Genomic DNA, 21,374 nt, shown 5'->3' with positions numbered 1-21,374 from the left:
CCTCCCGCGGAACCAAGGCCCCATGCCATAATCCAAGGCACTCCCGCCAGGAAGATGAAGCGAGACCATGCCCAAAGGATTGCGCCGCGCCGCCACCGCCCTGTTGATCGCCCTGGGGCTGTACAGCCTGATCGGCTTCCTGATCCTGCCAGGCGTCGCCCTGCGCATCGCCAATCAGCAGCTGGAGAATTACGCCACCCAGCCGGCGCGGCTGGATCGTCTGCAGCTCAACCCCTTTACCCTGGAACTGAAACTGTGGGGCCTGCACCTGGGCGAGCCCGGCAAGGAGCAGGTGGCGTTCGAACACCTGGCGGTCGACCTGCAGCTGGACAGCCTGTGGAGCGGCGCCCTGCACCTGGCGGACGTGACCCTGGTCAAGCCGCACACCGAGGTCCGTTTCGCCAAGAACGGCAGCCTGAACCTGGCGCAACTGTTCAAGCTGCCGCCCAGCGAGCCCAAGCCCGACGAGCCCAGCGAGCCGTTCCCCCTGCGTATCGATCGTATCGAACTCGCCGGCGGCAACCTGCGCTTTCAAGACCTGCGCCCGCAGGAGCCGATCGACATCCACTACGACGACCTGAACCTCGAGCTGCACAACCTCAGCACCCTGCCCGACGACAACGCCGACATGACCCTGGTGGCCACCGGCCCGGCCGGTGGGCGCATCGACTGGCGCGGCGAGCTGAGCCTCAGCCCATTCAGCTCCAGCGGCACCCTGAAGATCACCGACGAGCCGATGCAGGCCTTCTGGCCCTACGTGCGCGACGCCGTGCCGCTGGTGCTCGAGCAGGGCGTGGTGAATCTCGCCACCGACTACCGCCTGGACCTGCGCAAGGGCACCGAGCTGACCCTCAGCAACACGCGCATCAAGGCCGCGCCCTTCGCCATGAAAGCGCCGGACGGCAAGCCGCTGATCAAGCTGCAATCCCTGGAAGTCAGCGAAGCCGCGCTGGATCTGGCCAAGCAGCAGGTGGTGATCGGCAAGGTGCGCGGGCAGCAGCTCGAAGCCTGGGCAGCGCGGGAAAAAGATGGCGAGCTGGACTGGCAGAAGCTGTTGGCTGGAGAGGCTGGCCAAGGCGCCAAGCAGGCCCCGGCAGCCGGCACCGAGCAGCCAAAGCCCGCCAAAGCAGAAAACGCCCCGCAGGCGGCGAAACAGCCGGCCAGGCCCTGGCAGGTACAGATCAAGGACGCACAACTGCGTGATTACCACGCCCACCTGGTGGATCGCGTACCCGACGAGGAAGTCGCCGTCGAACTCGGCCCGCTCAACCTCGACATGCAGAATTTAGACAGCCTGGGCACCTCGCCCGTCACCCTCAAGCTGGATACCGGGGTCGGCAGGCAGGGCAAGCTCGAGGCCCAGGGCCAGGTGCAGCTGAGCCCGACCACCGCCAGCCTGAAGGTCGCCACCCGCAACCTCGATATGCGCGTGTCCCAGGCCTATATCAGCCCCTTCGTGCACCTGGAACTGCGCAGCGGCCTGCTGAGCAGCGACCTCGACGTCGCCCTGACCAGCACCGAGCCGCTGGCGCTGCGCGTGCAGGGCAAGGCCCAGGTGACCCAGCTGCATACCCTCGACACCCTCAAGGACCGCGACCTGCTGCGCTGGAAGCAGCTCGACCTGGGCGGTATCGATTACCGCCATGGCGAGCGCCTGGACATCGAACGGGTCGACCTGCAGCAGCCTTATGCCCGCTTCATCATCAACGAAGACCTGACCACCAACGTCAACGAACTGATCATCAGGCAGCCAGCTGGCAATGCCGCGCAGGCGCAGTCGTCTGCCACGGCGGCCGAGAGCAAACCGCTGGCGATCCGCATCGGCGAGGTCAGCCTCAGGGATGGCTCGGCCAACTTCGCCGACTTCAGCCTCAGGCCCAACTTCGCCACCGCCGTGCAGCAGCTCAATGGCCGCATCGGCACCCTCGACAGCACAGGCAACACGCCTGCTCCGGTGGATATCAGCGGCAAGGTCGACCGCTACGCACCGGTCAGCATCAAGGGCAGCCTGACGCCGTTCGACCCGCTGCAGAGCCTGGACATCGCCACTCAGTTCAAGCAGGTCGAACTGACCACCCTGACGCCCTACTCCGGCAAGTTCGCCGGCTACCGCATCCGCAAGGGCCGCCTGAACCTGGACCTGCACTACCGCATCAACGACGGCAAGCTCAACGCCGAGAACAAGGTGCTGGTCGAGCAGCTGCAGCTTGGCGAGAAGGTCGACAGCCCGGATGCCGTCGACCTGCCGATCCGCCTGGCCGTGGCCCTGCTCAAGGACACCCAGGGGCGCATCGCCCTGGAGCTGCCGCTGCAGGGCAATCTCAACGACCCGCAGTTCAGCGTCATGCCGATCGTCTGGCAGACTCTGCGCAACCTGGTGCTGCGCACCGCCCAGGCGCCCTTCAAGTTCATTGGCGGCCTGGTCAGCGGCGGCAGCGAGATGGACCTCAGCACCGTGCTGTTCGCCCCGGGCAGTGCCGAGCTGGACGGCCAGGCCCGTAAAGCCCTCGACACCCTGGCCAGCGCCCTGCAGGAGCGCCCGGCCCTGCGCCTGGAAATCGAAGGCGCTGCCGCCCAGAGCAGCGACGGCCCGCTGCTCGCCGAACGGCGCCTGGAGCGCGAGTATCAGGATTATCTGTACCGCATCATGCAGCGCCGTGGTGACCAGGTTCCGGCCAGCGCCGAGGAGCTGGTGGTGCCCGAGGAGGAAAAAGCGCCGTTGCTCGAAGGCATCTACCGCGCCCGCCTCAAGCAGCAGCCACCGGCCGACTGGGCCGAACTGAATGATGAACAACGCACCGCGAAACTGCATGCGGCGGTGCTGGCGTCCTGGAGCGACAGCCGCGGCCTGCAGCGTCAGCTGGCGCAGGCACGAGCGGCGGCGATCAAGGCCTATCTGGCGGACAATGGCAAACTGGCGGACGAGCGTATCTACCTGCTCGACGTCAACCTGGGCCAGGCCGAACCCGACGGCCGCGTGGCCACCCCTCTTCATCTGGGCAGCGAGTGATGCACATGAAACGACTGAGTCTGCTGCTGATGCTGTGCGCCAGCCCCCTGCTGAGCCATGCCGACACGCTGCGCTGCGGCAGCAAGCTGGTGAACCTGGGCGATCGCACCTTCGAGGTGATGCAGAAATGCGGCGAGCCGGCGTTCCGCGATCCGGTCGGCTATACCGTTGGCCCCTACAACCGACGTGAAACCAACATCGAGGAATGGGCCTATGAGCCCAGCAACGGCATGTTCACCATCCTGACCTTCGAGGGCAATCGGCTGACGCGCATCGAGCGCAAACGCCGGCAATGACCATGATCAAGACACTCATCCCCTGCGTCCTGCTGGTGCTGCTCGCCGGCACCGCGAATGCTGCGACCTGGCGCTGCGGCAGCGCGATCGCCAGCACAGGCGACACCACGGCCGAGGTGCAGGCCAAATGCGGCGAGCCGAACAACCGCGACTTCATCGGCTACAAGGAGCAGACCGACCGCTACGGCTTCACCCATGAGGTGCAGATCGAGGAATGGAACTACGGCCCGCGCAACGGCATGAACTACTTCCTGCGCTTCGTGGGCAATCGCCTGGAGCGGATCGACAGCAAGCGCGGCGACTAGCTTGCTGCCACATCAGGTGGGCGACGACAGGATGCCGTCGCCGGAAAGCCCCTGGAACCTGATCAAAGTCCTCAAGCACAGGCTCGTCGATTTTGGCTGCTGAGTGGCGCAAGCGGCCATTTGCCGTGGTGGGCTAAAGCCCACCCTACAGATCGTGCTAGCCTCGTAGGTTGGGCCGGGCGGCGATCCGCTTCAGCCCACCAATATGAGCAGATTTGAAATTGCAGCATTACCGGCCGCTTTTGCCTGTAGCAACCTCTTTCATACCGTCTAAGAAGATCGTGAGCAGGTTCTTAGCCGCGGGCGGCTTTGACCGCCTGGATGTAGGGTTCAGCATTGCGCTGATCCTGGATCAGGGCGATGAAATCATTGCCGTCGGCGTCCTTGGCATCCAGGTCATAACCGGCCTCGACGAAGAAGCCTACGAAACGCTCGAAGTCGTGATCGCGCAGGCCACGGTAGGCCTTGACCAGCTTGTGCAGCGAGGGCGGCGTGGCATCGGCCGGTTCCACGGCGAGAAACAGCTTGATCTGCTCATCGCTCACGTCGTCGCCAATCACCTGCTTCTTGTCTTTACGCATCGCTCACTCCAGCCAACCAGAATACACGGGGCCGGCAGTGTAACGCCGGCGCTGCAGCCGCTCAACGCACGTCGTGATCAACGCCTGCAGCCGGTTTTTCTAACACCACGGTACATCAGTCGCTAGCCGACATAAGTCAACACCCACGGACCCGGTGCCGCTCTATACTGGCGGCACTCCTTCAGGAAGCGCCACCATGCCTACCCTGTTCGCCGCGTGCCGCCAGAGCCTGCGTAGTGGCTACACCTGGGCCAGCCTGCGCGGCGACCTGGCCGCCGGCCTGACGGTTGGCATCATCGCCATTCCCCTGGCCATGGCCCTGGCGATCGCCGTCGGCGTGGCGCCGCAACACGGCCTGTACACGGTGTTGGTCGCCGCTCCGCTGATCGCCCTGTGTGGTGGTTCGCGCTTCAACATCTCCGGCCCCACCGCCGCCTTCGTGGTGATCCTGCTGCCGATCACCGGGCAGTTCGGCATCGGCGGGCTGCTGCTGTGCACCCTGATGGCGGGGCTGATCCTGATCGCCCTGGGGCTGGTCAAGGCCGGCCGCCTGATCGAGTTCGTGCCCTACCCGGTCACCCTCGGTTTCACCGCCGGCATCGGCATCGTCATCGCCACCCTGCAGCTCAAGGATCTGCTCGGCCTGCAACTGGCCGGGCAGCCGAGCCACTACGTGCAGCAGCTGCAGATGCTCTGGCAGGCGTTACCCGGCATCCAGCTCGGCGACAGCCTGGTGGCCCTGGCCTGCCTGGCCGTGTTGCTGCTATGGCCGCGGCTGGTACCGCGGGTGCCCGGGCATCTGGCAGCACTTACGGTCGGCGCTTTACTGGGCTTGCTGCTGGAGCATGGCGGCCTGTCGGTGGCGACGCTCGGTGAACGCTTCAGCTACAGCGTCGATGGCATCAGCTACCCAGGCATTCCGCCTTTCCTGCCGAGCTTCGCCTGGCCCTGGCAGTTGCCGGGCGCCGATGGCCAGCCGCTGCTGCTGTCGTTCGAGCTGATCCGCCAGTTGCTGGCGCCGGCCTTTGCCATCGCCATGCTTGGCGCCATCGAGTCGCTGCTCTGCGCGGTGGTCGCCGACGGCATGACCGGCAGCAGGCACGACCCCAACGCCGAACTGCTCGGCCAGGGCATCGGCAACCTGGTGGCACCGCTGTTCGGCGGCATCACCGCCACCGCGGCCATCGCCCGCAGTGCCACCAACGTGCGGGCCGGCGCCTGTTCGCCGCTGGCGGCGATCATCCACGCCGGCGTGGTGCTGGCCGCCATCCTGTTTCTCGCCCCGCTGTTCAGCTATCTGCCGATGGCCGCCCTGGCTGCCCTGTTGCTGATGGTGGCCTGGAACATGAGCGAAGCCCACCACGTGGCCCATACCCTGCGCATCGCGCCACGCAGCGACGTGCTGGTGCTGCTCACCTGCCTCTCGCTGACGGTACTGTTCGACATGGTGCTGGCAGTGGGCGTCGGCCTGCTGCTGGCCGCCGGGCTGTTCATCAAGCGCATGAGCGAGCTGACCGATGCCCGGCGCCTGCCCAGCCACGGCCACCAGGCCCTGAGCGACCTGCCCGAGCACGTGCTGGCCCTGGCCATCCGCGGGCCGCTGTTCTTTGGCGCCGCGCAGCGCACCCTGGAAACCCTGCGCCGCCTCGACCCGCATATCCGCGTGGTGATTCTGGATGTCAGCGCCGTGCCGATGCTCGACATGACCGCCCTCGCCGCCCTGCACAGCACCGTGCTGGAATACCGCCAGCAGGGCATCGCCCTGATCGTCAGCGGCGCCTCGCCGTCACTGCGCCTGAAGCTGCGCCGGGCCGGCCTGCAGCGAGCCCACGGGCGCCTCAGCTACGCCCGGGATCTGCCCCAGGCGCGGGCGATCTGCGAGGGCTGGCCCGGCGACGCCTGAAACGCGCCCCGGCCAGCCGAAGGGCTTGGAAGCCGCTCACGATCTTGCGGCTCGATTTCAGCGCTTTGCCTGCAAAGTGGCGGAAGAGGCCATTTGCAGTGGTGGGCTAAAGCCCACCCTACAGATCGTGCCAGCCCCGTAGGGTGGGCTTCAGCCCACCAATATCAGCAGGTTTGAAATCGCAGCACGACCGGCCGCTTTGTAGCAGTCTCTTTAATGTCGCCTAAAAAGATCGTGAACAGGCTCTCAGAGCCCCTTGACCGCGAAGATGCCCGGCGCGTTGCGCCAGTAGCCCTTGTAATCCATGCCGTAACCGAAGATATAGCGGTCGATGCACGGCAGGCCGACGTAATCGGCTTTCAGGTCCGGGCGTGCCTTGCGATCGTGATCCTTGTCGATCAGCACCGCCGTGTGCACGTTGGCGGCACCGGCGTGGTGACAGAAGTCGATGATGGCGCCCAGGGTGTGCCCTTCGTCGAGGATGTCGTCGATGATCAGCACGTCGCGGTCGATGAACGACACTTCCGGCTTGGCCTTCCAGAACAACTCGCCGCCGCTGGTCTGGTTACGGTAGCGGCTGGCGTGCAGGTAGCTGGCCTCCAGCGGGAAGCCGAGCTGGGTCAGCAGTTTGCCGGAGAAGATCAGCCCGCCGTTCATCACGCAGAACACCACCGGGTTGCGCTCGGCCAGGTCGGCGTTGATGGCCGCCGCGACGCGGGTGATGGCGGCCTCCACGTCGGCTTCGCTGTACAGGCAGTCGGCTTCGGCCATTACCTGGCGGATGTGGGCGAGATCGGCAGACATATCGTGTCCTCGTAGGCGGGCTGGCATGCACCGCATGGGTGGCCCCGGCGCAGGAGTTGATCACCGGGTCAGAAAAAAGCCGGCAACGTTACGCATCCGCTCGGCAAGGCGCAAGCGCCGGCATCAACACGCGACAGATGGCACAGCCGTTGCTCGGCGAATGCAAAAAGTTCCATATCCGCTGCGCCAAGTTGCGATGCAATGCTTTAATCTAGCGTGTTTTTTGCCCATTTTTGCCGGAGACCCCGCAATGCCCGTCCTCGAGATCCGCCACCCGCTGATTCGCCACAAGATCGGCCTCATGCGCCGCGCGGATATCAGTACCAAGAACTTCCGCGAGCTGGCCCAGGAAGTGGGCGCCCTGCTCACGTACGAGGCGACCAAGGATCTGCGCCTGGAAACCTATGAAATCGAAGGCTGGGCCGGCCCCGTGCAGGTCGAGAAGATCTCCGGCAAGAAGATCACCGTGGTGCCGATCCTGCGGGCCGGCATCGGCATGCTCGACGGGGTGCTCAGCCTGATTCCGGGTGCCAAGGTCAGCGCCGTAGGCGTGGCGCGTAACGAAGAAACCCTGCAGGCGCACACCTACCTGGAAAAGCTGGTGCCGGAAATCAACGAGCGCCTGGCGATGATCATCGACCCGATGCTGGCCACCGGCTCCTCCATGGTCGCCACCATCGACCTGTTGAAGAAGGCCGGCTGCAAGGAGATCCGCGCCATGGTGCTGGTCGCCGCCCCCGAAGGCATCAAGGCGGTGAACGAGGCGCACCCGGACGTGCAGATCTATACCGCGTCCATCGACCAGCGCCTCAATGAACACGGCTACATCATCCCGGGCCTCGGTGATGCCGGCGACAAGATCTTCGGCACCAAGCAAAAGGACGCCTGATCGATGCACGACGAATACAACGATCCGTTGTGGCGGCAGGTGCTGTCCGGTGCGCAGATGCTCTTTGTGGCCTTTGGCGCGTTGGTGCTGATGCCGCTGATCACCGGCCTGGATCCCAATGTGGCGCTGTTCACGGCGGGCCTGGGCACCATCCTGTTCCAGATCGTCACCGGCCGCCAGGTGCCGGTATTCCTGGCCTCGAGCTTCGCGTTCATCACCCCGATCATCCTCGCCAAGGGCCAGTTCGGCCTGGCCGAAACCATGGGCGGCGTGGTCGCGGCGGGCTTCGTCTACACCTTTCTCGGCCTGGCCGTGAAGATCAAGGGCACCGGTTTCATCGACCGCCTGCTGCCGCCGGTGGTGATCGGCCCGGTGATCATTTCCATCGGCCTGGCCATGGCACCGATCGCTGCCAACATGGCCATGGGCAAGGCCGGTGACGGCAGCGTGCTGCTGCCCTACAGCACGGCGATGTGGATTTCCATGCCGACCCTGCTGACCACCCTGATCGTCGCCGTATTCGGCCGTGGCATCTTCCGCCTGGTGCCGATCATCTCCGGGATCCTGGTGGGCTTCGCCCTGTCGATCTACTTCGGCGCCCTCGACCTCGGCCATGTGGCCACCGCGCCCTGGCTGGCCGTGCCGGCGTTCACCGCACCGGCGTTCAACTGGCAGGCGATCCTGTTCATCGTCCCGGTCGCCCTGGCACCGGCCATCGAGCACATCGGTGGGGTGATCGCCGTGGGCAGCGTGACCGGCAAGAACTACCTGAAGAAGCCGGGGCTGCATCGCACCCTGCTCGGTGATGGGCTGGCCACCTCGGCCGCCGGCCTGTTCGGTGGCCCACCCAACACCACCTACGCGGAAGTCACCGGCGCGGTGATGCTGACCAAGGCCTACAACCCGAAGATCATGACCTGGGCGGCGATCTTCGCCATCGCCCTGGCCTTTATCGGCAAGTTCGGCGCCATCCTGCAGAGCATTCCGGTGCCGGTGATGGGCGGAATCCTCTGCCTGCTGTTCGGCTCCATCGCCGCGGTGGGGATGAACACCCTGATTCGCCACAGCGTCGACCTCAGCGAAGCGCGCAACCTGGTGATCGTCTCGGTGACCCTGGTGTTCGGTATCGGCGGCGTGCTGATCGGTACCGGCGACGGCCCCGACGACCTCGGCCTCAAGGGCATCGCCCTGTGCGCCATCGTCGCCATTGCCCTGAACCTGATCCTGCCCGGCAATGACGGATGGAAGAAGAAGAGCGCCGACGAGGCGCCCGACATCTGAGAACCTGTTGATGATCTTTCGGCTCGACTTCAGCGCTTTGACTGCGAAGTGGCGGTGGCGGCCGTTCGCATAACTCGTAGGAGGGGCCGGGCGGCGATCCGCTTTAGCCCCGAGCTCTTTGCACCCTCATAAAGCTCGGGGCTAAAGCCCCTCCTACAAAAGCAGCAGCGCCCGATGTCCGCTTTTACCTTGTAGCAGCCTTCAATGTCGCCGAAAAAGATCGTGAACAGGTTCTGAGAGAGAAAGAAAAATGCCCGGTTCTGACCGGGCATTTTTTTACAGGCTCTGCGGGGCTCGCTCGCAGAGCCGTTTGAGCGCCGCCACCCAGCTCGGGTGGTCGTTCAGGCAGGGCACCAGCTCCAGGCTTTCGCCGCCCGCCTCCTGGAATTGCTCGCGACCCCGGTCGCCGATTTCCTCCAGGGTCTCGATGCAGTCGGCCACGAACGCCGGGCACATCACCAGCAGCTTTTTCACGCCCTGGGCGGCCAGCTCGTCGAGGCGCGCCTCGGTATAGGGCTCGATCCACTTGTCCTTGCCCAGGCGCGACTGGAAGGATACCGACCATTGCTCCGGCCGCAGGCCCATGCGCGTGGCGAAGGCTTCGGCGCTGCGCATGCATTGGGCGCGGTAGCAGGTGGCGAGCACCTCGGGCGATGCCGTGCGGCAGCAGTCGGGGCCGCGCAGGCAGTGGCCGGTCGGGTCGAGCTTGCGCAGGTGGCGCTCCGGCAAGCCGTGGAAGCTCAGCAGCAGGTGATCAAACTCCTTTTCCAGGTAGGGCCGGGCGCTGTCGGCCAGAGCCTCGATGTAGTCGGGGTCCTGGAAGAACGGCGGCAGGATCGAGAAGCGGATCGGCAGCTTGCGCTCGCGCACCACGCGCTTGGCCTCCTCGATCACCGTGGTGGTGGTGCTGTCGGCGAACTGCGGGTACAGCGGCGCCAGGGTGACCTGGGTGATGCCCTGCCCGGCCAGGCGGGTCAGCACGGTGTCCAGGGACGGCTCGCCGTAGCGCATGGCCAGCTCCACCGGTCCCTGGGTCCACTGGCTCTTCATCGCCGCCTGCAGGCGCTTGCTGAGCACGATCAATGGCGAGCCCTCCGGCCACCAGATCGATGCATAGGCGTGGGCCGACTGTGCCGGGCGGCGGATCAGGATCAGCGAGACCAGCAGACGGCGCAGCGGCCATGGCAGGTCGACCACGTAGGGGTCCATGAGGAACTGATTGAGATAACTGCGTACATCGGCGACTTCGGTGGACGCCGGCGAGCCGAGGTTGACCAGAAGTAAGGCGTGATCGGTCATGCAATATCCCTTGAAGGTGCCGCGATCAGGACCCACCCGGATCGCGAACAGGTGTTAATGAAGGCTCAACAGGTCGACCAGCGCCACGTCCAGGCGGGTGAAGCGGAACTCGAAACCCGCCTCCTGCGCCCTGACCGGCAAGGCGTGCTGGCCACCAAGCAACAACAGCGACATTTCCCCCAGCCCCGCGCGCAAGGCGAAGCCCGGCAACGGCACGATGGCCGGTCGATGCACGGCATGGCCGAGCTCGCTGGCGAATTCGGCGTTGCGCACCGGATGCGGTGCACACGCATTATAAGGACCGCGCGCCGGCTCATGCTGCAAGAGAAAATCAATCAGGGCGATTTGATCGGCGATGTGAATCCACGGCATCCACTGGCGTCCACTGCCGATGCGCCCGCCCAGGCCGAAACGAAACGGCGTGACCATACGCTTGAGAACGCCGCCGTCCTTGGCCAGCACCAGGCCGGTGCGCAGCAATACCACGCGGATGCCCAGCGCCTCGGCCTGCTGGGCGCTCTCCTCCCAGGCGATGCACAACTGGGCGGCAAAATCGGCGCCCGACGGTGCCTGCTCGTCGACGATGTGCTCGCCGGCGTCGCCGTACCAACCCACCGCCGAGCCGGACAGCAGCACCGCCGGCTTCTGCTCGCGGCCCTGCAGCCAGTTGACCAGGCGCTCGGTGAGCCCGATGCGGCTTTCCCACAACAGCTGTTTGCGCGCCTTGCTCCAGGGCCGGTCGGCGATGGGGGCACCGGCCAGGTTGACCACCGCGTCGAGGGAATCGTCGCCGATATCCTCGAGGCGTGCCACCCCCCGCACGGCCGTGCCACAGAGCACCGGCACCTGCTCGGGGCGCCGACTCCACACGGTCAGCTGGTGGCCCTGGGCGGCCCACTGGTGGCAGAGCGCCCGACCGATCAGGCCAGTCCCGCCGGTGATCAGGATATGCATGGCAGACTCCTCGTTATGCTGGTTCAAAAACCTGTTCACGATCTTTATGTGCATGAAGCGGCGGCTACAAGGCAAGAGCAGACGTTGCTGTTTTACCTGTGGGAATGGGCGGGGACGCCCAGTCCATGCCCGTGATTTTCGCGGGCATGGCCCGCTCCCACAGATACCGCGCCAACGGCTGCTTGCGCGAATTGACTGCCAACCTGAGCTGAAAGCTCTAAGGGTTCGACACGACCTGCGCAACCTTGCTCAAGAACAATCCGCGCCCAACCTGTAACCGACAGAAACGGGGGAAACTATTGCTGGACGCACCTATTCTGAAGAATAGATGCCCTGGCTGCAGATACTGCCGGCGCTCATGCATGGACTGTACGTTGTCTGAGCGATGATCGAGGCGTAGCCTGAGGCCCAGCGAGTCGACGACAGGCAGTCACGGCGACTCGACAGTAGGTGAGGTAACCATGACCAGCACAGCCCCCATCGCCATCATCGGCACCGGTATCGCCGGCCTGTCCGCCGCCGAAGCGCTCAACGCCGCCGGCTACCCGGTACAATTGTTCGACAAGAGTCGCGGCAGCGGCGGCCGTATGGCCAGCAAGCGCAGCGACGCCGGCGCCCTGGATCTCGGCGCCCAGTATTTCACCGCCCGGGATCGCCGTTTCGCCGCCACCGTGGCCCAGTGGCAGGCCCGCGGCTGGGTCGACCAATGGACGCCCAGCCTCTATCAATACGCCAATGGCGTGCTCAGCCCGTCGGCCGACGAGCAGGTGCGCTGGGTCGGCAACCCGCGCATGAGCGCCATCACCCGCGCCATGCTCGGCGCCCTGCCGGTCAGGTTTTCCTGCCGCATCACCGAGGTGTTTCGTGGCGAACGGCACTGGCATTTGCTCGACGCCGACGGTGAAAGTCACGGCCCGTTCGCCCAGGTGATCATCGCCACCCCAGCACCGCAAGCCAGCGCGCTGCTGGCCACCGCGCCGAAACTGGCCGGCACCGTGGCGGGCGTCAGCATGGAACCGACCTGGGCGGTTGCCCTGGCCTTCAGGGACGCGCTGGACACGTCGCTGGAAGGCTGCTTCGTGCAGGACGACGTGCTCGACTGGACCGCGCGCAACCGCAGCAAGCCCGGCCGTGACACCACCCTGGATACCTGGGTGCTGCACGCCAGCAGCAGTTGGAGCCGCCAGCACCTGGACCTGTCCAAGGAGCAGGTGATCGAACGCCTGCATGGCGCCTTCGCGGAGATGATCGGCTGCGCCGTACCGGCCCCCGTTTTCAGCCTGGCGCATCGCTGGTTGTATGCGCGCCCGTCCGGTGCTCATCAGCTGGGCGCGCTGGCCGATGCCGACCTGGGCCTCTACGTGTGCGGCGACTGGTGCCTGTCCGGGCGCGTGGAAGGTGCCTGGCTGAGTGGCCAGGAGGCGGCCCGCAAACTGATCGCCCATCACCAATGAACAGCACCCGCCATCGGCTGACGCCGCGCAAGCTGCTGCTGTCGAAATGGACTGCCGCCCGGCCCGAGAACCGCGAAAAGCATTTTCTGGTCACCGAGCTGTTCTGCGATGAAGAAGGCACCGTGCTCGAAGTCGAACTGCAGGCCGTGCTCAGCAAGCGCGCCCAGCGCCTGGACTGGCGCCAGTTGCAGGATGCCGAGCAATGGCTGATGGGATGGCGTTGAACCCCGCCGCGGCGACCGGCTCTATGCTTATACCCTGTACACGAAATTTGACTTGTACAAGATCAGGCTTAAGATGAAATAACCCTGTACAGAAACAAATCCTTGTACAAGGTCATTTTTGAAGGTGTGCCATGCTCGTCAGCCCGCTCCACCGCAAAAAACCCACGCTTGGTGTCAGCGCCTGCCTGCTCGGTGCCGAAGTTCGCTACAACGGCGGGCACAAGGCGTCGAGGCTGTGCCTGGACCAGTTGAGTGAATACTTCGACTTCGTGCCCTACTGTCCCGAGGTCGCCATTGGCCTGGGTACGCCGCGCGAACCGATTCGCCTGGTCGGCGACCCTGCCGCGCCGCGCGTCGTGGGCACCGTTCACCCCGACCAGGACCACACCGACGCCCTGGCGGCCTACGGTGAACAGGTCGCAGCCGAGCTGCCCGCCATCAGCGGCTATATCGTCATGCAGCAATCGCCGTCCTGCGGCCTGGAGCGGGTCAAGGTCTACCAGGACAACGGCCACCCGAGCGAGCCCAAGGGCCGCGGCATCTTCACCCGCGTGCTCTGCGAGCGGCACCCGAACCTGCCCATCGAGGAGGAAGGCCGGCTCAACGACCCGGTGTTGCGCGAGAACTTCCTGACCCGGGTATTCACCTATTCGCAATGGCAGACGCTGTGCGAATCGGGCCTCACCCGCGGCAGGCTGATCGAGTTCCACGCCCGCCACAAGTACCTGCTGATGGCCACCGACCCGCTGCGCTACAAGCGCCTGGGCCGAATGCTCAGCGACCTCTCCGCGCAGGATCTCGATGAACTGGCCGTCCGTTACATCGCCGAGCTGATGACCGCCCTCAAGCGCTGCGCCACCCGCGGCACCCACAGCAACGTGCTGCAGCACCTGAGCGGCTACCTCAAGAGCGCCCTGAGCGCCGAGGAAAAGCAGGAAATGCAACAGCTGATCAGCCAGTACCGCAAGGGCATCATTCCGCTGGTGGTGCCACTGACGCTGCTCAAGCACCATTTCCGCCAGCATCCTGATCGCTATATCGCCCAGCAGGTCTACCTGCAGCCGCACCCGGAAAACCTCAGCCTGCGAAACGCGCTATGAGCCGGCCAACCTCCAGCGAGCCGGGCGCCAGCACCACCCAGGACCTGGTTGCCAAGGGCTACCTGCCGATTCGCGACGTGGCCAGCATCACCGGCGTCAACCCGGTTACCCTGCGCGCCTGGGAGCGCCGCTACGGCTTGATCGTGCCGCACCGCACCGCCAAGGGCCATCGCCTGTACTCCCCCGAACAGGTACAGACCATCCAGACCGTGATTGGCTGGTTGAACCGCGGCGTCTCCGTCGGCCAGGTGAAAAGCCTGCTGCGTGCCGACCAGCCGCTGCCCGCCGAGCAGGCCTCGCAGTGGCAGGAAAAACGCGACCGCCTGTGCGATGCCATCCATGCCCTGGACGAGCGGCAACTGGACGAGCGCTTCAACGCCGAACTGGCACTCTACCCGGTACAGATCCTCTGCCAGTACCTGCTGCTGCCGCTGCTGGTGACCCTCGAAGCGCGCTGGCCGCAACGGCCCGGGGCGGCCACCGAACGGCTGTTCCTGCACAGCTGGCTGCGCAGCAAGCTCGGCGCGCGGGTCTATCACGACAACCGCCAGCATCAGGGTCAGCCGCTGATGCTGATCAACCTGTGCCAGTCACCGATGTCGCCGCAGCTGTGGCTCTGCGCCTGGCTGATCGGCACCGCCGGCTGCCCGGTGGACGCCTTCGACGGGCCGATGCCGATCAGCGAACTGCCCCTGGCCCTCAGCCGCCGCCGCCCACGCGCCCTGCTGCTGTTCTGTGAAGCCGACTCCAACACCGGCGCCCAGTCGTCCCTGCAACACTGGCTCGACGACCATGGCGTGCCCTGCCTGCTGATCGGTATCGAAGACCAGCAGGAGGCTGAGCAACTGGTCGCCCGTGCCCCCGCCTCGGCGGACATCACGGTGGTCGCCGACCCGCTGGCGGCGCTGCAAAACCTCGCAGATCGTCATCTGCTCGAATAGGAAGTCCCATGCTGCAACTGATGTGGTTTCGAACCGATCTGCGGGTTACCGACAACAGCGCCCTTGCCGCCGCCATGCAGGCGGGGCCGACGGTCGCCGTGTTCCTGCTCAGCCCGGGCCAGTGGCAGCAGCACGACGATGCGCCCTGCAAGGTGGATTTCTGGCTGCGCAACCTGGCCGAGCTGAGCCGCGAGCTGCAACGCCTCAACGTGCCGTTGTTGATTCGCGAGGCCGACCACTGGAGCGCCGCTCCCCAGGTGCTCGGCACCCTCGCCCAGGAGCTGCAAGCCACCGCCCTGCACCTGAACGAGGAATACGGCGTCAACGAAAGCCGCCGTGACCAGGCCGTGGCCGCCGCGTTGGATGAACTCGGCGTCAACCTTCACAGCCACCTCGACCGTCTGCTGTTCAAGCCGGGCAGCGTGCTGACCCGTACCGGCACCTATTTCAAGGTGTACAGCCAGTTCCGCGGCGTCTGTTATCAACGCCTGCACACCGCCCTGCCCGCTCTGGTGCCGCTGCCCAAGGCGCAGGGCAGGCTGAAGATCGCCGCCGATTCGCTGCCCGCACAGGTCAAGGGTTTCGAGGTGCCCGGCCAGGCCCTGCGCGAGGCCTGGCCCGCCGGTGAGCAGGCCGCCCGCGAGCGTCTGCAGCGCTTCGCCGACGAGTGGATCGAGGATTATCACGACAACCGCGACTTCCCCATCCGCCCCGGCACCAGCCAGCTTTCGGCGTACCTCGCCGCTGGCGTGCTGTCGCCACGCCAGTGCCTGCACGCGGCGCTGAACGCCAACGCCGGCGAGTTCGAAAGCGGCAGCCAGGGCGCGGTCACCTGGATCAACGAGCTGATCTGGCGCGAGTTCTACGCCCATATTCTGGTCGGCTACCCTCGCGTCTCCATGGCCCGAGCCTTCCGCCCGGAAACCGAGGCCCTGCCCTGGCGCAACACCGGCACGGACCTGCAGGCCTGGCAGGAAGGGCGAACCGGTATTCCGATCATCGATGCGGCCATGCGCCAGATGCTGGCGACCGGCTGGATGCATAACCGCCTGCGCATGGTGGTGGCGATGTTCCTGACCAAGAACCTGCTGATCGACTGGCGCGAAGGCGAGCGCTTCTTCATGCGCCACCTGATCGACGGCGACCTGGCCGCCAACAACGGTGGCTGGCAGTGGAGCGCGTCGACCGGCACCGACTCGGTGCCCTACTTTCGCATCTTCAACCCGATCAGCCAGTCCCAGCGCTTCGACCCGGACGGCCGCTTCATTCGCCAGTGGCTGCCCGAGCTGGCCGCGCTCAGCGACAAGGCCATTCACGACCCCCATGCCGGCAACAAGGGGCAGGCCAGCCTGTTCGGCGGCGGCGTGGATTATCCCAAGCCGATCGTCGACCTGCGTGCCAGCCGCCAACGGGCGCTGGAAGCCTTCAAGAACCTGCCTTCGGCCAGCGAATCGGCATGAGCGCGTTCAGCCGGCGCATCTGGCTGACCGGTGCCAGCAGCGGCATCGGCCACGCCCTGGCCGAATGCCTGCTGCGCGATGGTCACCGCCTGGCCCTGAGCGCCCGCCGCGAGGAGCCCCTGCAGGCACTCGCCGAGCGTTTCCCCGGCCGTGTACTGGTGCTGCCGGGCGACCTGGGCGAAGCCGGCGAAGTCGATGCCATCGCCGCCCAGCTCACCGAACGGTGGGGCGCACTGGATTGCGCGATACTCAACGCTGGCGTCTACGAGCATGTGGACGCCGGCAACTTCGAGGCCGACGCCCTGGCGCGGGTGATGCGCAGCAACCTGTTTTCGGCCAGCCACTGCATCGTCGCGGCCTTGCCGCTGTTGCGCCGCGGCCAGTCGCCGCACCTGGTGGGCGTGTCCAGTGCGGTCACCTACCTGCCGCTGCCGGGCGCCGGCGCCTTCGGCGCCTCCAAGGCAGCGCTGCGCTACCTGCTCGAATCCCTGCGCGTGGACCTTGCTCAGGAAGGCATCGCCGTCACCGTGGTCACGCCGGGTTTCGTCGACACGGCGCAGGCGCAACGCAGCGGCTTCTCCACCCCGATGCGCTGGCCAGCCGACAAGGCCGCCCGGCATATCGCCAGACGGCTGGAGGCCCGCCCGCTGGAAATCGCCTTTCCGGGTCCGTTCGTCGCCGCCCTCGGCCTGCTCGGCCGATTGCCTGCGCGCCTGCAACTGGCGTTGGGCCGGCGCCTGAGCCGTGGCGAGCGGGACATGTCCTGACACGCCACGGGCTTGCGCCGGCCTTGCCAGCCCAGGCACCATCGGCGGCCTTTCATCTTCCGCCTATTGGCGATCGGATGCGGCCCAGTGTCTAGAAACCTGCTCAATGCCCTGCTGTTCTCATGCGGCTGGCTCGCCTGCCTGCTGGGTGGCGGCCAATGGCTGTGGACAGTCGCCGTGGTGCTTCTGGCGCACCTGATCTGGGTCGGCAACTGGCAACGCGAAGGCAAGCTGCTGATAAGCGCATTGCTGTTCGGCAGCGCGGTGGAGAGTTTTCTGCTGCAGCTCGGAATGCTCGATTTCGGCGAGCCGCGCCAACTGATCCCGCTGTGGCAAGCCCTTATCTGGCTGCTGGTCGGCACCACCCTGTGCCATTGCCTGGCCTGGTCGGCGCGCCCCTGGTGGCGTGCCAGCCTGCTCGGCGCCGGCCTGGCGCTGCTCACCTACAGCGCCAGCCTGTGGCTCGGCCTGGTTCACCTGCCCTACGGCAAGGCCACTACCCTGGCGCTGCTGGCACTGATGTGGGCCGCCCTGTTGCCGCTGCTGCAGGGTTTCGCCCGCCTGTATACCGCCCGCCCGGCGTGAAATCCCTCGGCGCCGCCGCGCCTGGCGTAGACTAGGCCGATGAGCGAAACCCAGTGGATTCCCCACACCCAGATCGACGAACCGGTCAGTTGCAGCACTTGCGCGGCCTGCTGCTGCCAGCTGGAAGTGATGCTGATCACCGATACCGGCGTACCCGAGCGCTTCATCGACAGCGACGAGTGGGGCGGCGAAGTGATGCGCCGCCTCGACGACGGCTGGTGCGCGGCGCTGGATCGCGACAGCATGCGTTGCACCATCTATGAAGTACGGCCGTTGATTTGTCGCGAGTTCGAAATGGGCGCGCCGGAATGCCTGGAAGAGCGCCGCGGTATCGGCAGCATTTATCGCTGAACACTTATACGTACATAAAAACGTGCATAAAAAAACCGGGCGATGCCCGGTTTTTTTAAATGCTCCGAACTTAGAAGTTCAGGCGATAGTGCAGCGAATAGGCCTCGACGCCATCGTTGGGCTGCTTGATACCGGCGTTGGAATAGTGGATCGCACGGATACCCACTTCATGGCCACCGGCGAAACGCAGGCCCGCACCGATGCGGTCTTCGAACTGGAACGACGAACCCAGGTCATTGGACTCCAGACGCGTGCTGGAGAAGGCCGCTACCCCGATACCGGCTTCCAGATAAGGCTTGACGGTTTGCCCGGCGAATTCGTAAACGAATACCGGCGCGAAGGAAACACTGTGGTTGCTGGCGGTATCGTCGCCCTGCCAAAAGGTGTAACCGGCGTCCCAGTAACCACCGAGGTGACCGACACTGCTTTCGAACCAGCGGCTGTTGAAATCGAACTGAGCACCGAGGCGATAAACCATGGTGGAGTCACCAGACTGACCCACGGAAAAGGTCAAACCCGTTGCCTGAGCGGCTGTAGCCGATCCAAGAGACAACGCAACTGCAGCGGCCAAGCCAACCAGCTTCTTCATTGGAGCATCCTTGTATATAGGGACTTATTAGTCTTTTAAGTGCGGCACGGTGAAAACTACAGTTACAGACTTTAGACAAGTTCCGTTGGTTCTAGAAATATTTAATGGTGCCTCGCGCCATTAAATAGCTTCGCCCAACGCATTGACCTGTTCGGTACTGCCCCACAGATGCGGCAATACCTGTTGCATGGCGGACGGGTCGCCGCTGCACCAGAACGCATCGGCACCACGCGGTCCACCGGCCAGCAAATCGCGGCTGGCCAGCAGCCGTTGCAGCTGCCGGGCCACCGCCGCACCGGTATCGATCAGGCTGATCGACGGATCCAGCCACTGCTCGAGCAATGGCTTGAGGAACGGATAGTGGGTGCAACCGAGAATCAGCGTATCGCAGCCCTCGGCCAGCAGCGGCTCGACGTAACCGCGCAGCAGCCCATGCAACGCTGGATCGTCCAAATTGCCTGCCTCGATCAGCTCCACCAATCCCGGGCAGGGCTGCGTCACCACCCGCACGTCGCTGGCGAACTGGTCGAGCAAGGCGGCGAAGCGTGCGCTTTTCAGGGTGCCGGTGGTGGCCAGCACACCGACCACCCCGGCGCGCGTGGCCGCCGCCGCCGGTTTCACGGCCGGCTCCATGGCCACGATCGGCAGGTGCGGATACAGGCTGCGCAGCTCGGCCACCCCGGCCACGGTTGCGGTGTTGCAGGCCAGCACCAGCGCCTTGGCGCCGCGTGCGAGCAAGAAGGCGGCGATGACCCGGCAGCGCTCGCGAATGTACTCGGGGCTTTTTTCCCCGTACGGCACATGGCCGCTGTCGGCCACGTAGAACAGCGTCTCATCGGGCAGCAAGGCGCGAATCTCGCGCAATACCGTGAGGCCGCCGACGCCGGAATCGAACACCCCGATCGGCGCGTCACGCATCGGCGACATTCCCGCACACGGCGCAACCCGGGTCGCGCTTGACCCGCAGCTCGCGGAAACGCGAACCGAAGGCATCGATCAGCAGCAAGCGGCCGACCAGTGGCTCGCCAAAGCCGGCGAGCAGCTTCAAGGCCTCCAGCGCCTGCAGACTGCCGACCAGGCCGACCAGCGGCCCGGCCACCCCCGCTTCGCTGCAGGTCAGCTCGGTCTCGCTGCCGTGGCCATACAGGCAGTGGTAACAGGGGCTGTCCCCGCGGCGCGGGTCGAACACCGACAACTGGCCTTCCAGGCGGATCGCCGCGCCACTGACCAGGGGCCGGCGCGCCGCCACGCAGGCAGCGTTGACGGCTTCGCGGGTGGTGAAGTTGTCGCAGCAGTCGAGCACCAGATCGACCGCCGCCACGGCAGCGGCCAGGGAGTCGGCATCCAATGCCTGGCGATGGGCACGCAGGGTGATTTCGGGGTTGAGCGCCGCCAGCCGTGCCAGCGCCGAGTCGACCTTGCTCTGGCCGATGCTCGCGCTGTCGTGGGCGATCTGCCGTTGCAGGTTGCTCAGGTCGACGCGGTCGAAGTCCGCCAGGTGCAGTTCACCCACGCCGGCCGCAGCCAGGTACAGGGCCGCCGGCGAGCCGAGACCGCCAAGGCCGACGATCAGCACACGGCTGCCTTTCAGGCGCAACTGGCCCGCTACATCGATCTGCGAGAGCAGGATCTGCCGGCTGTAGCGCAGCAGTTCCTCATCGCTCAGGTGTTCATTCATGTGGCCACCGCCCCAGGCTGATGCGCTCATGATCGGCGAGATCACGGCGGCTGTGAACCTCGACGAAGCCGCGTTGACTCAACAATTCACGTACCGCCTCGGCCTGGTCGAAGCCGTGTTCGAGCAACAGCCAGCCGGGCGCCGCCAGATAGGCCGGCGCCTGCTCGATGATCAGGCGGATATCGTCCAGCCCATCGACGCCCGAGACCAGCGCGCTGCTCGGCTCGAAGCGCACGTCACCCTCGCCCAGATGACGGTCGCCGCTGGCGATATAAGGTGGGTTGCTGACGATCAACCCGTAGCGCTCACCCGCCAGCGCCGCGAACCAGTGGCTCGTGCGGAACGCGGCATTGGACAGGCCCAGCCGCGCCCGATTGCCCTCGGCCAGCGCCACGGCTTGCTGCACCCGATCGACGCCGGTGACCTGCCAGGCCGGCCGCTCGCTGGCCAGCGCCAGGGCGATGGCACCGCTGCCGGTCCCCAGGTCGAGCACCCGCGCCGGGCCGCCGGGCAGCAGCGTCAGGGAGGTTTCCACCAGCAGCTCGGTGTCCGGGCGCGGGATCAGGGTATGGGGCGCGACGTCCAGGTCCAGGCTCCAGAAGCCCTGGCGACCGAGAATGTAGGCCACCGGCTCACCCTGCCGACGGCGCGCCAGGGCGAGGGCAAACGCCTCGGCGGCGGCAGGCTCGACTTGGCGATCCGACCAGGTACGCAGGTAACTGCGCGGCTTGCCCAGGGCATGGGCCAGCAGCAGCTCGGCGTCCAGGCGCGGGCTGGGCGAGTCGGGCAGCTCGATGCTGTTGAGCAGGGATTCGATAGTGGCCATGGGTAGCTTCTTGGGCGGATCGGGGCGCAGGGGGATGAGAACGGCGTCAGCTACGCGCCCCGATCCACCCCACAGGC

The 21,374-nt window shown here is 65.8% G+C and carries 22 protein-coding genes; 14 read left to right on the top strand and 8 right to left on the bottom strand.

The genetic code is table 11. The annotated features are described in order from the left end of the window. The first annotated feature begins 67 nt into the window (after window positions 1–67). Genes K8U54_RS15890 through K8U54_RS15880 form a run of 3 tightly spaced genes read left to right on the top strand, consistent with a single transcriptional unit; the run spans window position 68 to window position 3,611 of the window. Complete coding sequence (locus K8U54_RS15890; protein WP_249906720.1) at window positions 68–3,010, top strand: DUF748 domain-containing protein; 2,943 nt, start codon at window positions 68–70, stop codon at window positions 3,008–3,010. Further along, a complete protein-coding gene (locus K8U54_RS15885) occupies window positions 3,010–3,306 on the top strand; it encodes a DUF2845 domain-containing protein (RefSeq protein WP_249906719.1) in 297 nt (98 codons plus the stop codon). Before K8U54_RS15890 ends, K8U54_RS15885 begins: the two co-directional genes overlap by 1 nt. A gap of 2 nt (window positions 3,307–3,308) precedes the next feature. Then, entirely contained in the window at window positions 3,309–3,611 is a 303-nt protein-coding gene (locus K8U54_RS15880) for a DUF2845 domain-containing protein (protein ID WP_434059954.1), read from the top strand. A gap of 293 nt (window positions 3,612–3,904) precedes the next feature. On the opposite strand, the gene K8U54_RS15875 is transcribed toward K8U54_RS15880, so the two are convergent. Next, window positions 3,905–4,192 carry a PA4642 family protein gene (locus K8U54_RS15875; RefSeq protein ID WP_249906717.1) on the bottom strand — a complete coding sequence of 96 codons (288 nt, stop codon included), beginning with the start codon at window positions 4,190–4,192 and terminating at the stop codon, window positions 3,905–3,907. 196 nt (window positions 4,193–4,388) lie between these two features. On the opposite strand from K8U54_RS15875, the gene dauA reads away from it, so the two are divergent. After that, window positions 4,389–6,095, top strand: coding sequence for a C4-dicarboxylic acid transporter DauA (gene dauA / locus K8U54_RS15870; RefSeq protein ID WP_249906716.1), 1,707 nt, complete (start codon window positions 4,389–4,391; stop codon window positions 6,093–6,095). 246 nt (window positions 6,096–6,341) lie between these two features. Here dauA and K8U54_RS15865 read toward each other — a convergent pair whose 3' ends face one another. Beyond that, window positions 6,342–6,899: a hypoxanthine-guanine phosphoribosyltransferase gene (locus K8U54_RS15865; protein WP_249906715.1), complete on the bottom strand. Its 558-nt coding sequence runs from the start codon at window positions 6,897–6,899 to the stop codon at window positions 6,342–6,344. Window positions 6,900–7,149: 250 nt separating this feature from the next. Between K8U54_RS15865 and upp the strand changes: the two genes are divergently transcribed. Together upp and K8U54_RS15855 are read left to right on the top strand one after the other, a co-directional pair. Beyond that, window positions 7,150–7,788 carry a uracil phosphoribosyltransferase gene (gene upp / locus K8U54_RS15860; RefSeq protein WP_013790052.1) on the top strand — a complete coding sequence of 213 codons (639 nt, stop codon included), beginning with the start codon at window positions 7,150–7,152 and terminating at the stop codon, window positions 7,786–7,788. 3 nt (window positions 7,789–7,791) lie between these two features. Next, window positions 7,792–9,069, top strand: a complete 1,278-nt coding sequence (locus K8U54_RS15855; protein ID WP_249906714.1) for a uracil-xanthine permease family protein — start codon at window positions 7,792–7,794, stop codon at window positions 9,067–9,069. 276 nt (window positions 9,070–9,345) lie between these two features. On the opposite strand, the gene hemH is transcribed toward K8U54_RS15855, so the two are convergent. Next, window positions 9,346–10,368: a ferrochelatase gene (gene hemH, locus K8U54_RS15850; protein ID WP_249906713.1), complete on the bottom strand. Its 1,023-nt coding sequence runs from the start codon at window positions 10,366–10,368 to the stop codon at window positions 9,346–9,348. A gap of 54 nt (window positions 10,369–10,422) precedes the next feature. Beyond that, the gene (locus K8U54_RS15845) at window positions 10,423–11,322 is read right to left on the bottom strand and encodes a TIGR01777 family oxidoreductase (protein WP_249906712.1); all 900 of its coding nucleotides are present in this window, start codon (window positions 11,320–11,322) and stop codon (window positions 10,423–10,425) included. Window positions 11,323–11,783: 461 nt separating this feature from the next. Between K8U54_RS15845 and K8U54_RS15840 the strand changes: the two genes are divergently transcribed. From K8U54_RS15840 to K8U54_RS15805, 8 genes are all read left to right on the top strand, one after another. Beyond that, the gene (locus tag K8U54_RS15840; protein ID WP_249906711.1) at window positions 11,784–12,776 is read left to right on the top strand and encodes an NAD(P)/FAD-dependent oxidoreductase; all 993 of its coding nucleotides are present in this window, start codon (window positions 11,784–11,786) and stop codon (window positions 12,774–12,776) included. After that, window positions 12,773–13,000, top strand: a complete 228-nt coding sequence (locus K8U54_RS15835) for a TIGR02450 family Trp-rich protein (protein WP_249906710.1) — start codon at window positions 12,773–12,775, stop codon at window positions 12,998–13,000. The genes K8U54_RS15840 and K8U54_RS15835 overlap by 4 nt, the downstream gene beginning before the upstream one ends. A 131-nt stretch (window positions 13,001–13,131) precedes the next feature. Then, entirely contained in the window at window positions 13,132–14,100 is a 969-nt protein-coding gene (locus K8U54_RS15830; protein WP_249906709.1) for a YbgA family protein, read from the top strand. Then, window positions 14,097–15,041 carry a MerR family transcriptional regulator gene (locus K8U54_RS15825; RefSeq protein ID WP_249906708.1) on the top strand — a complete coding sequence of 315 codons (945 nt, stop codon included), beginning with the start codon at window positions 14,097–14,099 and terminating at the stop codon, window positions 15,039–15,041. The genes K8U54_RS15830 and K8U54_RS15825 overlap by 4 nt, the downstream gene beginning before the upstream one ends. An 11-nt stretch (window positions 15,042–15,052) precedes the next feature. After that, window positions 15,053–16,501: a deoxyribodipyrimidine photo-lyase gene (phrB, locus tag K8U54_RS15820; protein ID WP_249910456.1), complete on the top strand. Its 1,449-nt coding sequence runs from the start codon at window positions 15,053–15,055 to the stop codon at window positions 16,499–16,501. Then, complete coding sequence (locus tag K8U54_RS15815; protein ID WP_249906707.1) at window positions 16,498–17,268, top strand: SDR family NAD(P)-dependent oxidoreductase; 771 nt, start codon at window positions 16,498–16,500, stop codon at window positions 17,266–17,268. Before phrB ends, K8U54_RS15815 begins: the two co-directional genes overlap by 4 nt. Window positions 17,269–17,355: 87 nt before the next feature. Beyond that, the gene (locus K8U54_RS15810; protein ID WP_249906706.1) at window positions 17,356–17,853 is read left to right on the top strand and encodes a DUF2878 domain-containing protein; all 498 of its coding nucleotides are present in this window, start codon (window positions 17,356–17,358) and stop codon (window positions 17,851–17,853) included. A gap of 39 nt (window positions 17,854–17,892) precedes the next feature. Next, entirely contained in the window at window positions 17,893–18,204 is a 312-nt protein-coding gene (locus K8U54_RS15805) for a YkgJ family cysteine cluster protein (protein ID WP_249906705.1), read from the top strand. Window positions 18,205–18,274: 70 nt separating this feature from the next. On the opposite strand, the gene K8U54_RS15800 is transcribed toward K8U54_RS15805, so the two are convergent. The 4 genes from K8U54_RS15800 to prmC form a co-directional block, all read right to left on the bottom strand. Then, window positions 18,275–18,793, bottom strand: a complete 519-nt coding sequence (locus K8U54_RS15800) for an acyloxyacyl hydrolase (protein ID WP_249906704.1) — start codon at window positions 18,791–18,793, stop codon at window positions 18,275–18,277. A gap of 120 nt (window positions 18,794–18,913) precedes the next feature. After that, window positions 18,914–19,711, bottom strand: a complete 798-nt coding sequence (gene murI, locus K8U54_RS15795) for a glutamate racemase (RefSeq protein ID WP_249906703.1) — start codon at window positions 19,709–19,711, stop codon at window positions 18,914–18,916. Continuing rightward, complete coding sequence (locus tag K8U54_RS15790) at window positions 19,704–20,471, bottom strand: molybdopterin-synthase adenylyltransferase MoeB (RefSeq protein WP_249906702.1); 768 nt, start codon at window positions 20,469–20,471, stop codon at window positions 19,704–19,706. The genes murI and K8U54_RS15790 overlap by 8 nt, the downstream gene beginning before the upstream one ends. Next, the gene (gene prmC / locus K8U54_RS15785; RefSeq protein ID WP_249906701.1) at window positions 20,464–21,297 is read right to left on the bottom strand and encodes a peptide chain release factor N(5)-glutamine methyltransferase; all 834 of its coding nucleotides are present in this window, start codon (window positions 21,295–21,297) and stop codon (window positions 20,464–20,466) included. Before prmC ends, K8U54_RS15790 begins: the two co-directional genes overlap by 8 nt. Window positions 21,298–21,374 lie beyond the last annotated feature (77 nt).

Source organism: Pseudomonas fulva, assembly GCF_023517795.1.
Classification (GTDB): Bacteria; Pseudomonadota; Gammaproteobacteria; order Pseudomonadales; family Pseudomonadaceae; genus Aquipseudomonas; species Aquipseudomonas fulva_D.
The sequence above is the reverse complement of the archived record's forward strand: the minus strand, read 5'-3'. Positions and strand labels throughout refer to the sequence as shown.